The 13,501-nt window shown below is 61.7% G+C and carries 14 protein-coding genes; all 14 read left to right on the top strand.

Features of this window, described 5'->3' with window-relative positions:
* Nucleotides 1-543: 543 nt before the first annotated feature.
* Nucleotides 544-1,851, top strand: a complete 1,308-nt coding sequence (gene urtA / locus FXO11_RS15975) for an urea ABC transporter substrate-binding protein (protein ID WP_148863946.1) — start codon at nucleotides 544-546, stop codon at nucleotides 1,849-1,851.
* 114 nt (nucleotides 1,852-1,965) lie between these two features.
* Nucleotides 1,966-3,588, top strand: coding sequence for an urea ABC transporter permease subunit UrtB (gene urtB / locus FXO11_RS15970; protein ID WP_148863944.1), 1,623 nt, complete (start codon nucleotides 1,966-1,968; stop codon nucleotides 3,586-3,588).
* 3 nt (nucleotides 3,589-3,591) lie between these two features.
* Complete coding sequence (gene urtC / locus FXO11_RS15965) at nucleotides 3,592-4,755, top strand: urea ABC transporter permease subunit UrtC (protein WP_148863942.1); 1,164 nt, start codon at nucleotides 3,592-3,594, stop codon at nucleotides 4,753-4,755.
* 5 nt (nucleotides 4,756-4,760) lie between these two features.
* Complete coding sequence (gene urtD, locus FXO11_RS15960; protein ID WP_264766234.1) at nucleotides 4,761-5,576, top strand: urea ABC transporter ATP-binding protein UrtD; 816 nt, start codon at nucleotides 4,761-4,763, stop codon at nucleotides 5,574-5,576.
* Nucleotides 5,576-6,274, top strand: a complete 699-nt coding sequence (urtE, locus tag FXO11_RS15955) for an urea ABC transporter ATP-binding subunit UrtE (protein ID WP_148863938.1) — start codon at nucleotides 5,576-5,578, stop codon at nucleotides 6,272-6,274. The genes urtD and urtE overlap by 1 nt, the downstream gene beginning before the upstream one ends.
* On the top strand, nucleotides 6,271-7,191 hold the full coding sequence (locus tag FXO11_RS15950; RefSeq protein ID WP_148863936.1) for an urease accessory protein UreD: 921 nt from the start codon (nucleotides 6,271-6,273) through the stop codon (nucleotides 7,189-7,191). Before urtE ends, FXO11_RS15950 begins: the two co-directional genes overlap by 4 nt.
* Nucleotides 7,192-7,366: 175 nt before the next feature.
* Nucleotides 7,367-7,669, top strand: coding sequence for an urease subunit gamma (gene ureA / locus FXO11_RS15945; protein ID WP_004580901.1), 303 nt, complete (start codon nucleotides 7,367-7,369; stop codon nucleotides 7,667-7,669).
* Nucleotides 7,670-7,679: 10 nt separating this feature from the next.
* On the top strand, nucleotides 7,680-7,997 hold the full coding sequence (locus tag FXO11_RS15940; RefSeq protein WP_148863934.1) for an urease subunit beta: 318 nt from the start codon (nucleotides 7,680-7,682) through the stop codon (nucleotides 7,995-7,997).
* A gap of 145 nt (nucleotides 7,998-8,142) precedes the next feature.
* Nucleotides 8,143-9,846: an urease subunit alpha gene (gene ureC / locus FXO11_RS15935; protein WP_148863932.1), complete on the top strand. Its 1,704-nt coding sequence runs from the start codon at nucleotides 8,143-8,145 to the stop codon at nucleotides 9,844-9,846.
* Nucleotides 9,847-9,875: 29 nt separating this feature from the next.
* Entirely contained in the window at nucleotides 9,876-10,475 is a 600-nt protein-coding gene (gene ureE / locus FXO11_RS15930; protein WP_148863931.1) for an urease accessory protein UreE, read from the top strand.
* Nucleotides 10,465-11,154 carry an urease accessory protein UreF gene (locus FXO11_RS15925; RefSeq protein WP_148864948.1) on the top strand — a complete coding sequence of 230 codons (690 nt, stop codon included), beginning with the start codon at nucleotides 10,465-10,467 and terminating at the stop codon, nucleotides 11,152-11,154. Before ureE ends, FXO11_RS15925 begins: the two co-directional genes overlap by 11 nt.
* Nucleotides 11,155-11,199: 45 nt before the next feature.
* On the top strand, nucleotides 11,200-11,838 hold the full coding sequence (gene ureG, locus FXO11_RS15920) for an urease accessory protein UreG (protein WP_148863929.1): 639 nt from the start codon (nucleotides 11,200-11,202) through the stop codon (nucleotides 11,836-11,838).
* A 49-nt stretch (nucleotides 11,839-11,887) separates the two neighbouring features.
* Nucleotides 11,888-12,460, top strand: coding sequence for a HupE/UreJ family protein (locus FXO11_RS15915; RefSeq protein ID WP_148863927.1), 573 nt, complete (start codon nucleotides 11,888-11,890; stop codon nucleotides 12,458-12,460).
* A 216-nt stretch (nucleotides 12,461-12,676) separates the two neighbouring features.
* Complete coding sequence (locus FXO11_RS15910) at nucleotides 12,677-13,303, top strand: nuclease-related domain-containing protein (RefSeq protein ID WP_148863925.1); 627 nt, start codon at nucleotides 12,677-12,679, stop codon at nucleotides 13,301-13,303.
* Nucleotides 13,304-13,501: the final 198 nt, after the last annotated feature.

Genomic DNA, 13,501 nt, shown 5'->3' with positions numbered 1-13,501 from the left:
TTGGCAAATCCGACATTCTCACTGCTGCGTGTGCGATATGGATTACAGGCACGTAATCATTTGGAAAGTTAATCTGTCAGTTTCAATGTCGGGCCAGAGGACTTGGACGTCTATCGCGACCAAAGCGCGCCATGCTTTGGGGACAGCGCCGGGCTATGGAAAAGAGTAAATGCTTGATGCTGGTGCATTAGTTCAGAAAGACAAGGCACCGAATGCGGGCTCTGTCACGGCGTGAGCGCTATTAAGGGGCGGCCTGACGTTGTGCGCCGATGTTGCCTCACCCCCGTTCCAACAGGTCCTGCGATCCCGGCCTCCGCTTGCCCCGCCATGGTGTGACAGAGCATTGCGCGATATTGGTGCGGCTATCCGTCTCATGTTTCAAGTTGGGGCCGTACGGGCGGTTTTTTTGTTCAATTGAAGCTCTGTTTAATTTATTACTATTTGTTTTTAAAGAAGAAAAACAGGTTTGGAATGGCGGATGCTCACCCGACTGTGCGTTTTGAAACACTGGAAACCAACCGTGACAGGAATAGGACGCACAACATGACTATTAAAAAACACCTCAAGGCTGGGGTCTCCGCACTGGCGCTCTCTCTTTCCCTTTCCGCGACAGCAACCGCCGCTGAAGACGATCCGATCAAGGTCGGTATCCTGCACTCGCTGTCCGGCACCATGGCCATCAGCGAATCCACCCTGAAAGACACCATGCTCATGCTGATCGAGAAGCAGAACGCCGAAGGCGGCGTTATGGGCCGTCAGCTCGAGCCGGTGGTGGTCGACCCGGCCTCCAACTGGCCGCTGTTCGCCGAGAAGGCCCGCGAACTGCTGGCGAAAGAAAAAGTCGATGTGATCTTCGGCAACTGGACTTCCGTTTCCCGCAAGTCGGTCCTGCCGGTCGTGGAAGAGCTGAACGGGCTGCTGTTCTACCCGGTCCAGTACGAAGGTGAAGAATCGTCCGAAAACGTGTTTTACACCGGCGCCGCGCCCAACCAGCAGGCGATTCCGGCAGTCGATTACCTGATGAACGAAATCGGCGTTAAGCGCTGGGTTCTTGCAGGCACTGACTACGTCTACCCGCGCACCACCAACAAGATCCTCGAGACCTACCTGAAGGATCACGGCGTGGCGCAGGAAGACATCATGATCAACTACACGCCGTTCGGGCACTCCAACTGGCAGTCCATCGTCTCCGACATCAAGAAGTTCGGCAGCGCCGGGAAGAAGACCGCCGTGGTCTCCACCATCAACGGCGACGCCAACGTGCCGTTCTACCGCGAACTGGCCAACCAGGGCATCGAAGCCTCCGACATCCCGGTCGTTGCCTTCTCCGTGGGTGAGCAGGAACTGTCCGGTATCTACACCGGCCCGCTGGTCGGTCACCTGGCGGCCTGGAACTACTTCATGAGCGTGGATGCCGACGCCAACTACGACTTCATCGACCAATGGGTCGAGTACACCGGCAAGGAAGATGCCGTCACCAACGACCCGATGGAAGCCCACTACATTGGCTTCAACATGTACATCGAAGCGGTTAAGAAAGCCGGCACCACCGACGTGGACGCGGTCAAGGACGCCATCATCGGTGTCTCCGTACCCAACCTGACCGGCGGCTACGCCACCATGATGCCCAACCACCACATCACCAAGCCGGTGCTCATCGGCGAAATCCAGGACAACGGCCAGTTTTCCGTGGTCTGGCAGACCGCGTCCACCGTGGCCGGCGATGCCTGGTCCGACTTCCTGCCGGGTTCCAAGGACCTGATCAGCGACTGGCGCAAGCCGCTGTTCTGCGGCAACTACAACGTGGTCGACAAGACCTGCGGCGGCAAGGCTGAAGTCGCTGCGCAATAAGGTCGCAGCCCGTTAAAACAGTGTGACCAACAGCGGGCGTCGGCTACGGCGCCCGCTACTCCGGCGCCAACCCGGATTTAGACACGACAGAATAACTAACGATAGGACGCACCCATGAGCATCCCCCGATCGCTCAAACAGCTGCTTATTGCCTGCTTACTGATGTTGCCCGCCCTGGTTTATGCCCAGACCAACGAGGAGCAGGCGCAGTCCTTCCTGCAGCAACTGGCCGACGCCTCGTACGCGGAGAAGGTCCGCGTCATCAACGACATCGCAAGCAGCGGCGACGAACGGGCCCGGCAATGGCTCGAAGCCTTCGCCGACGGCAAACTGGCCCGCGTGGAAGAGGACACCGACGTCGCGCCGGCAAATACCTTCGTCATTGTGCTGAACAACCGCGGTCGCGACTGGACGGTGGCCGATGCCCTGACGGGTGAAGCAATCGGCGAGATCTCACGGCGTAACCTCGATTCCATCCGCATCAACAACGCCCTGCGCGGCGAACTGGACAGCATTCTCTCCGTTATCGACCTGAAGGTGGACGACCCTGATCAGCGTCTGGCCGCCGCCCGCGGACTGCGCGGCAGCGTCGACGAAGCCATGGCCGAAAATCTCAACGCGCTCATGGCCGAGGAAGAAAACAACAGCGTGAAAGCCGCGCTGGAAGAAGCCATCGCCATCTACCGTGTGGAGGAGCTGGGCGACGTGGACGCCGTCGAAACCCTCTCCGGCAGCCTGAATTCCGAAGCGCGGGCCGCCCTGAACAGCGCCTCGCGCAGCGACGATGCCGCCCTGGCCAAGGCCGCGAAAGAAGCCCTGGTGAGCATTGAGCAGAAACTGAAAATGAACCGCGCCGCCGAAACCCTGTATTTCGGCCTGTCCCTCGGTTCCGTACTGGTGCTGGCGGCTATCGGCCTGGCCATCACCTTTGGCGTCATGGGCGTGATCAACATGGCCCACGGCGAGCTGATGATGCTCGGCGCCTACACCACCTGGGGCATGCAGCAACTGCTGCCGGGCCAACCGGGTCTGGCGCTGATCCTGTCGATCCCCGCCGGGTTCCTGGTCGCCGCGCTGGCGGGTGTCGCCATCGAGCGCAGCGTCATCCAGTTCCTCAAGGGTCGTCCGCTGGAAACGTTACTGGCCACCTTCGGCATCAGCCTGATCCTCCAGCAACTGGTGCGCACCGTGATTTCCCCGCTCAACCGCACCGTGATCACGCCGGAGTGGATGAGTGGCTCCGTCATGGTCAACGAAGGGCTCTTCCTGACCCTGAACCGCCTTTACATCATCGGTTTCTCGCTGGTGGTCTTTGCCGGCCTGATGCTGATCATGCGCAAGACCCGGCTGGGTCTGGAAGTTCGCGCCGTCACCCAGAACCGTGCGATGGCCCGCTCCATGGGCATCAAGGCCACCAAGGTGGACATCATGACCTTCGCCCTGGGCTCCGGCGTGGCTGGCTTGGCGGGCGTCGCCCTGTCGCAGATCACCAACGTCGGCCCCAACCTGGGCCAGAACTACATCATCGACTCGTTCATGGTGGTGGTGTTCGGTGGCGTGGGGAACCTCTGGGGCACGCTGGTCGCCGGTCTTTCCCTCGGTACGATCAACCAGCTGCTGGAACCTTGGGCGGGCGCCGTCCTGGCCAAGATCCTGGTACTGGTCTTCATCATCCTGTTCATCCAGAAACGCCCGCGCGGATTGTTCCCGCAAAAGGGCCGAGCCGCGGAGGGTTGATCCATGCATGATTCTAGATCCAGCTACTCCCAATCCTGGCTGACTCGGCCCTTTACCGAGCGCTCCACCCAGATCTTCCTGGGGGTGCTCTTCACCGCCATGGCGGTGGTCACCTTCCTGCACGTGGCGATGCCGCAGGACAGTGCGCTCTATGTGAGCTCCTATACCGTCACGCTGCTGGGCAAGTACCTGTGCTATGCGCTGCTGGCGGTGGCGGTCGATCTGGTCTGGGGGTACCTCGGCATCCTCAGCCTCGGCCACGGTGCCTTCTTCGCCCTGGGCGGTTACGCCATGGGCATGTACCTGATGCGCCAGATCGGTGATCGCGGCGTTTACGGCGACCCGGTTCTACCGGACTTCATGGTGTTCCTGAACTGGGAATCACTACCCTGGTACTGGCACGGCTTCGACATGGCCTGGTTCGCCTTCGTCATGGTGCTGCTGGCGCCGGGCATTCTGGCCCTGGTGTTCGGCTTCCTGGCGTTCCGCTCCCGGGTGACCGGCGTTTACCTGTCGATCATCACCCAGGCGCTGACCTTCGCCCTGATGCTGGCCTTCTTCCGTAACGAGATGGGCTTTGGTGGCAACAACGGCCTGACCGACTTCAAGGACATCCTCGGGTTCGACCTGCGCACCGACGCCACACGCCTTGGCCTGTTCCTGGCAACGGGCGTCGCCCTGGCTATCGGCTACATCATCTGCCGCGCCATCGTCGGTTCCAAGCTGGGCCGGGTGAGCGTCGCCTGCCGCGATGCCGAGGCGCGCACGCGCTTTATCGGCTACCGGGTGGAGCGGGTGCAGCTGTTCGTGTTCGTGGTCTCCGCCATGCTCGCGGGCGTGGCCGGCTCCCTTTACGTGCCGCAGGTGGGCATCATCAACCCCAGCGAGTTCTCGCCGCTGTTCTCCATCGAGATCGTGGTGTGGGTCGCCCTGGGTGGACGCGCCACGCTCTACGGCGCAGTGATCGGTGCGCTGATCGTCAACTACGCCAAGACCGTGTTCACCGGTGTCATGCCGGACGCCTGGCTCTTCGCCCTGGGTGCACTGTTCGTGCTGGTCACCGTGTTCCTGCCCAAGGGCATCGCTGGCCTGCTACCGGGCTTTAACAAAAAGCAGCAGGATGACGATCCCAAAACCACCGGACCCGAACGGGAGGCCACCGCATGAGCATTATGACGGCGCTGACCCAGCGCGACCGGGTCTTCGACTTTCTCACCCCGACGGCGTCCCCGGTGGACGTCCGTCACGGCCCGATCCTCTACCTGGAGGATGTGACCGTCAGCTTTGACGGCTTCAGGGCCATCAACAACCTGAACCTCACCATCGACGACGGCGAACTGCGCTGCATCATTGGTCCCAACGGCGCGGGCAAGACCACGATGATGGACATCATCACCGGCAAGACCCGCCCGGACGTGGGCTCGGTCTGGTTCGGCAGCCGCCACAACCTGCTGACCATGAACGAGCCGGACATCGCCAGCCTCGGCATCGGCCGCAAGTTCCAGAAACCCACGGTGTTCGAAGCGCTCACCGTGTTCGAAAACCTGGAACTGGCCATGGCCGCCGACAAGCGGGTGTTTCCCACGTTAACCGCACGCATGACCGGCGAGGCCAAGGACCGCATCGACGAAGTGCTGACCACCATCGGCCTCACCGCCCTGCGCAATCGCGAAGCAGGCATCCTCTCCCACGGCCAGAAACAGTGGCTGGAGATCGGCATGCTGCTGATGCAGAAGCCGCGCCTGCTGCTGGTGGACGAACCCGTCGCCGGCATGACCGAACAGGAAATGGAACGCACCGCCGAATTGCTCACCAGCCTCGCCGGTAAACAATCGGTCGTGGTGGTCGAGCACGATATGGGCTTCGTCCGCTCCATCGCCCGCAAGGTGACCGTGCTGCACCAGGGCAGCGTGCTGGCGGAAGGCTCCATGGACCAGGTCTCTAACGACCCCAAGGTCATCGAAGTTTATCTGGGGGAGGGCGCCTGATGCTCAAGATCGAAAAACTCAACCAGTTCTACGGCGAGAGCCACACCCTCTGGGACCTGGAACTGGACGTGCCCAAGGGCAAATGCACCTGCGTCATGGGCCGCAACGGCGTGGGCAAGACCACACTGATGAAGTGCGTCATGGGCGAGGAACTGGTGAGCGCCGGGCGCCTTATCTATAACGGCGGGGAGGACCTGACCAAACGCCGCCTGGAAGACCGCGCCTCCCTCGGGATCGGCTACGTGCCCCAGGGTCGGCAGATCTTCCCGCTACTCACCGTGGAAGAAAATCTCCGCGTCGGCCTCGCTGCCCGCGCTGACGGCAGCAAGCAGATCCCCGAGCGCATCTACGAGCTGTTCCCGGTCCTCAAGGAAATGAAGAACCGCCGCGGCGGCGACCTCTCCGGCGGCCAGCAACAGCAACTGGCCATCGGCCGGGCGCTGGTGATCGAGCCCAAGCTGCTGATCCTCGACGAACCGGGCGAGGGCATCCAGCCCAATATCGTGGCGCAGATCGGCGAAGTCATCCGCCGCCTGATCGAAGAGGACAACCTCACCGTCCTGCTGGTGGAACAGAAGCTGCCCTTCGCCCGCAAGTACGCGGACAAATTCGCAATCATGGACCGGGGCCGCCGCGTGGCCGAAGGGGATATCGCCGAACTGTCCGATGCACTCATCAAACAGCACCTGACGGTATGACGATCTTCACGCCGCTGGCTGCTAACGTGACCCCGGGCCGCGAATCCGCCAACGATTCCGGCCACCGCTTCGATACCGGGCGCCGCTGGGCGGCGTCCATCGAACTGGATTTCGAGTCCCGGCGCGAGCAGTTGCAGCCCGTCACCCGCCTGACCCGCCGCCGACACTACGGCCCCCTGCGAGTGCAAAAGCCGTTCTACCCCGAAGGCAAGACCGGCTGCTGCCACGTCTATCTGCTGCATCCGCCGGGCGGCCTGGTCAGCGGCGATGCCCTGCATATCCAGGCGAATATCAAAACCGGCGCCCACGCCCTGCTCACCACGCCCGCCGCCGCCAAACTCTACAAGGCCGACAGCCACGGCGTCGCTTGGGGCCAGCACACCCACCTGACCGTGGAAGACAACGCCACCCTCGAATGGCTCCCCCAGGAAACCCTCGCCTTCGATGGCTCGAGAGGCGAACAGACCACCACCATCGACCTGAGCGGCAACGCCCGCTGCATCGGCTGGGAAATCCTGGCCCTCGGCCGACCGGTGGGTGATCTGCCCTTTGTCAGCGGCCACCTGGAACAACGCTTCCGCCTGACCCGCGACGGCCGCCCCCTGTGGATCGAACGCCAACCCATGGACCCGAAGCACCCGAGATTCAAAGGTCATTGGGGGCAGGGCGGCAGCACCGTTCAAGGCACGTTGTGGGTCGTTGGATTGGAAGACGAAAGCGAAGCGATCGAAGCCCTACGAGAGCAGATCACGCCATCCCGACGATGGGCCGTCACCCGCCGTCGAGGCGTGCTGCTCCTGCGCTACCTCGGCAACGAACGCAACGAAGCCTGGGCGATTTGTCAGCAGGCTTGGGAGATTCTCAGACCCAAATTGACGGGCCGTGAGGCGCATATCCCCCGGATTTGGATGACATGAAAAAGAACGAGAGAGGTGTCGGGTTACGCTTCGCTAACCCGACCTACGAGGGTGGACTCGCGGAAAACGCATAAACGTAGGTCGGGTTAGCAAAGCGTAACCCGACAACCCCGTCTCAAAAAACACGAAACTCCGGGCCCCCGCCCGCCGAAAAATTCGCAACGGAGTGATAACAATGGAACTCACCCCCAGAGACAAAGACAAGCTGCTCCTCTTCACCGCAGCCCTGCTCGCCGAACGCCGCAAGGCCAAGGGCCTTAAACTCAACTACCCGGAATCCGTCGCCCTGATCAGTGCAGAGATCCTCGAAGGCGCCCGCGAAGGCCGCACCGTAGCCGAACTCATGACCGCCGGCACCGAAGTGCTCACCCGTGACGACGTGATGGAAGGTGTGGCGGAAATGGTGGATGAGGTGCAAGTCGAAGCCACTTTCCCGGACGGCACCAAACTCGTGACTGTCCATAACCCCATCGTTTAAGGAGGCGCAGATGATCCCCGGCGAATTCCAGATCAAGGACGGCGATATCGAACTCTGCGTCGGCCGCGAACGCATCACCGTCGAAGTAGGCAACGCCGGCGACCGCCCGGTTCAGATAGGCTCCCACTACCACTTTGCCGAAGCCAACCCCGCACTCACCTTCGACCGCGACAAGGCCAAAGGCTACCGGCTGGATATAGCCGCAGGCACCGCGATCCGCTTCGAACCGGGCCAGACCCGCGAAGTCACCCTGATTCCCTACGCGGGCAATCGCGAAATCTACGGCTTCCGGGGCGAAGTCATGGGCAAGGTTGACGGCAACTCATGATTCGAAGAGACGGGCGGACAGATCGATTCGGGACCGTCAGCAGCAGGGATGCTGCTGTCGAGCGTACAGGGATGTATTTACAGCGTGTCCCGAAGCGATCTGACCGCACGGCTCCGGCACAGGTTTCAAGAATACGAGGCAGACAATGAAAATCAGCAGACAAGCCTACGCCGACATGTATGGCCCCACTGTGGGCGACCGCGTGCGGCTCGGGGATACCGAACTCTGGATCGAAGTCGAGAAAGACCACACCCACTACGGTGACGAAGTAAAATTCGGCGGTGGCAAAGTCATCCGTGATGGCATGGGCCAGAGCCAGCGCTGCGACGACGCCGTCATGGACACCGTCATCACCAACGCCCTGATCCTCGACTGGTGGGGCATCGTCAAAGCCGACGTGGGCATCCAGAAAGGCCGCATCGCCGCCATCGGCAAGGCCGGTAACCCGGACACCCAGCCGGACGTCGACATCGTCATCGGCCCGGGCACCGAAATCATCGCCGGCGAAGGCAAGATCCTCACCGCTGGCGGCGTCGACCCGCACATCCACTTTATCTGCCCCCAGCAGATCGAAGAAGCCCTCATGAGCGGCATCACCACCATGCTCGGCGGCGGCACCGGACCGGCCACCGGCACCAACGCCACCACCTGCACGCCGGGCCCCTGGCATATCGGCAAGATGCTCCAGGCGGTGGACGCGCTGCCCATGAACATCGGCTTCCTCGGCAAGGGCAACGCCTCCCTGCCGGAAGCGCTGGAACTGCAGGTGAAAGCGGGCGTCATCGGCCTCAAACTGCACGAAGACTGGGGCACCACCCCGGCCAGCATCGACAACTGCCTGACCGTCGCCGACAAGTACGACATACAGGTCGCTATCCACACCGACACCCTGAACGAGTCCGGCTTCGTCGAAGATACCCTGGCCGCGTTCAAGGACCGCTGTATCCACACCTTCCACACCGAAGGGGCGGGCGGCGGCCACGCGCCGGACATCATCACCGCGTGCTCGAAAGCCAACGTATTGCCATCGTCCACCAACCCGACGCGGCCCTACACGGTGAACACCATCGACGAGCACCTGGACATGCTCATGGTCTGCCACCACCTGGACCCGAACATCCCGGAAGACGTGGCTTTCGCCGACTCCCGCATCCGCCGCGAGACCATCGCCGCCGAGGACATCCTCCACGACATGGGGGTAATTTCCATGATCTCCTCCGACTCCCAGGCCATGGGCCGGGTGGGCGAGGTCATCTGCCGCACCTGGCAGACCGCCCACAAGATGAAAGTCCAGCGCGGCCTGCTACCGGAAGACGAAGACCGGGGCGCCGACAACTTCCGCGCCAAGCGCTACATCGCCAAGTACACCATCAACTCCGCTATCACCCACGGCATCGCCCACGACGTGGGCTCGGTGGAAGTGGGCAAGCTGGCGGACCTGGTGCTGTGGAGCCCGGCCTTCTTCGGCGTGAAGCCCGCCTGCATCCTAAAAGGCGGCATGATCGCCGCAGCGCCCATGGGTGACCCGAACGCCTCCATCCCCACGCCGCAGCCGGTGCATTACCGCCCCATGTTCGGCGCCTTCGGCAAGGCCGCCAGTGCCACCCGCCTGACCTTCGTCAGCCAGGCCGCACTGGATGCCGGGATCGACAAGGAACTGGGACTGGACAGCCCGCTGTCCGCCTGCAAGAACGTCCGCCAGGTGCGCAAGGGCGACATGAAACTCAACGACGCCTGCCCGCACCTGACCGTGGACCCGCAGACCTACGAGGTCCATGCCGACGGCGAGCTGCTCACCTGCGAACCCGCCACCGAACTGCCGCTGGCCCAGCGCTACCATCTCTTTTAAGGACAGCTCCGCGGTCTAGGAGAATTGAAATGATCGAACTCACACAACGCATCGCCCCGGTGGAGTCGGCAGAAATCTTCGACAGCCTGACCCTGCCGTTCGAACTACGTATCCGCGGCCGCCTGCGAGCCACCACCGACAACGGCACCGACGTCGGCCTGTTCCTGGATCGCGGCCCGGTGCTACGAGACGGAGACTGCCTGCAATCCAACGCCGGCGAAGTCATCCGCATCCGCGCCGCCGACGAGCCGGTCGTCACCGCCCAGATCCCGGCGGGCCTGCCCCTGGCACGCCTGTGCTATCACCTGGGCAACCGCCACGTGCAACTGGCTATTGGCTCGATTGATGAGCAAACCGGCTGGGTCCGCTTCCCGCCGGATCACGTGCTGGAAGAACTGGCCGAACGCCTGGGCGCCACGCTGAAACGCCACCAGGCGCCCTTCGATCCCGAACCGGGCGCCTATTCCCAGGCGGGGCATTCCCATAGTCATGGGGAGAGCCATGAGGAAGGACATGCTCACGGCCATAGCCACTCGCACAGCCATTCCCATAGTCATAGCGAGAGCCACGAACACAGCCATGAGCACGAACACCATCACCACGGTCACGGTAAAGACCATGTCCACTGAACCCATGCCCGTGGCCGATATCAGCCTGCTCGGCCTGCTGCAACTGGTCAGCCCGGCGCTGCCCATCGGGGCCTTCGCCTGGTCCCAGGGACTGGAAAGCGCCTTCGAGCTGGACTGGGTGCACAACGAGGACGAACTGGGCCAGTGGCTGGCGGGCGTGCTGGACGACGGCCTGACCCGCTGCGAACTGCCCCTGTTGGCTCGCCAGCAACAGGCCTGGGCCGATAGCGATGCAACAACGCTGGCGCATTGGAACGACTGGCTCCACGCCACCCGGGAAACCGCCGAACTGAGCGATGAAGATACCCGTCTCGGTTCAGCGCTCGTGCGCCTGCTCACCAACCTGGAGCTGGTGCCGGAAGACGGCCTGATGCCCCACGAGCCGGGCTACGTCACCGTCTTCGCCTGGGCCGCGCACCAGCGCAACGTGCCTGTGCGCCAGACCCTGCTCGGCTTCGCCTGGGCCTGGATGGAAAACCAGCTCTCCGTGGCCTGTAAAGCAATGCCCTTAGGCCATACGGCTGCCCAGCGGCTGACTGAAAAATTGCGCCCGGCGCTGGTCCGTGCCGTGGACGCCGCGTTGGCGCTGGAAGATGAGGAATTGGGCCCGGTACTGCCGGGACTTGCTCTCGCTTCGGCACATCACGAAACACAGTATTCGCGTTTATTCCGTAGTTAATGCGCCTGCCAGAGCGCAAACAGAAACAATGATGAGGAACAACACATGAAACATTGTCTGCGAGTCGGGGTCGGTGGCCCTGTCGGTTCCGGTAAAACCGCCCTGCTGCGCCAGCTCTGCCTGGCCCTGCGCGACCACTACAACATCGCTGTGGTCACCAACGACATTTATACAAGGGAAGACGCTGACTTCCTGCTGCGCCACGAAGCGCTGGATGCCGACCGCATCCTCGGCGTGGAAACCGGCGGCTGCCCGCACACCGCCATCCGTGAGGATGCCTCCATGAACCTGGCGGCCATCGACGACCTCCAGACCCGTCACCCGGACCTGGAGCTGGTGCTGGTGGAATCCGGCGGCGACAACCTCTCCGCCACCTTCAGCCCGGAACTGTCGGACCTCACCCTGTACGTCATCGATGTCTCCGCCGGCGACAAGATCCCCCGCAAGGGCGGGCCGGGTATCACCAAGTCCGACCTGCTGATCATCAACAAGATCGACATCGCCGAACAGGTTCACGCCTCGCTGGAGGTGATGGACCGGGATTCGAAGAAGATGCGCGGCGAACGGCCGTTTGTGTTCACCAACCTGTATGACGGGGTAGGGCTGGAGACGATTATCTCTTTCATCCTTGAGCGTGGAATGCTGCCGGAGCGGCGTCCTGAGAAAATCGAGGCGTCAGCCTGAGATTGGCCTAATCACAAAAAATTGGATTGCAGTTAAACGGAGACAACCCATGACACAACTCACCAAAACCCTGCTCGCCGCCGGCCTCATGCTGACCGCCACCGCCGCATCCGCCCACCCGGGCCACGGCGAAGGCGGCTTCGCCAGCGGCCTAATGCACCCCGTACTCGGCCTCGACCACCTGCTGGCGATGGCGGCCATCGGCTTCTGGAGCATGCGCCAGTCCAAATGGATGCAGCGCGGCACGCCTCTGTTCATGATCGGCGGTATGTTTGTGGGCGCCGGGCTGGCCTTCGCGGGAGTGAGCATTCCCGGCGTGGAAACCGGTATCGCCCTGTCTGTCATGCTGGCCGGTGTCCTCATCGCGACCCTGGCTAAAATGCCAACCGCCGTCGGTGGCACCCTGGTCGCCGCCTTTATGGTCTTCCATGGTTTCGCCCACGGCGCCGAAATGCCGGCTGGCTCTCACTTTATGGCGTACATGGCTGGCTTCGGTCTGGCGACCCTGGCGATTGCGTTCGCAGGTCGTGGCCTTGGCGCTCTGCTGATGAAGACAGACAACCGCGTGTCCCAAGCTTTGGGAGCCGCACTGGCAATGACTGGAGCCTTCCTGGCTGCCTGATCACCAGCTCTACCCGCAATAGAGAAGGGCGCGACGGGTAACCTCGCGCCCTTCGTTTAACAAAATTTTGCCCTCCTGTTACTTATTAAATTTGCCCCCCGTCCTGTTCCCCCGCTATAAACAACATTAACGATAAGAAAGCTTTAGCGCTTCACGCACACAGTCACCACAAAACAGCCAAGCAGAGGAGAAGTTGCTGGCTGGGGATAAAACAAAATGGATTTTCCGCCCGCTCTCCAGCTAATCCTCGACGTACTGTGGTACATCGTCCCGTTCGTTATCGTCGCGGGCATTCTCTTTGCGCCTAAGTTCAAGGGCTGGTTCAGCAAAGCCGCCTTCAAGCTCTCAAAACGTCTGCTGAACAAGAAGACCTATCGCCTGATTCGCAACGTTACCCTGCCCACCGGAGACGGCGGTACCGCTCAGATCGATCACATTATTGTTTCGCCGTACGGCGTGTTTGTGGTGGATACCCGGGATATGAAAGGCGAGATCTATGGGAGTGCTGAACAGCCGGACTGGTTGCAGCGCACGGGGCGGTATGTGAATCGGTTTGAGAATCCGTTGCTTCAGAACCGCAGGCATGTGAAGACGCTGCAAGGACTGCTTGGGTTGAGTGAGGGGCAGGTGCACTCGTTGGTGGTGTTTTTGGGGGAAGGGCGGTTTCGGAGTGAGATGCCGGGGAATGTTGTTAGGGGGTGGGGGTATTTGGGGGTGGTTAGGGCTCATACCCATGAGGTGCTTTCTTCGGAGCAAGTTAGAGAGGTGGTTGGTTCTGGGCGGTTGAAGGGGGCGCTTGGGGCGCAGATTGACCGTGTGACGAACGTTCGAGGGATTGTGTAGGGGAGGTTCGAGCTGCGGGTGGGCAGCCGAATGCCACACAAGCTCGAAACGTCGTTGAAAATAAATTGGTCCCGTTTATCTGCGAGAGCATTATCAGTATACTTTGCCATCGGCGTTTAGAAGGCTTGCAAGTTGCCCCGAAGAGAACTATTTTTAGGAAAAAAGGCTGCCCAAGTTATGGACAAACATAAGGTTCTT

Origin of the sequence: Marinobacter fonticola, assembly GCF_008122265.1 — a bacterium.
GTDB classification, from domain to species: domain Bacteria; phylum Pseudomonadota; class Gammaproteobacteria; order Pseudomonadales; family Oleiphilaceae; genus Marinobacter_A; species Marinobacter_A fonticola.
The sequence above is the reverse complement of the archived record's forward strand: the minus strand, read 5'-3'. Positions and strand labels throughout refer to the sequence as shown.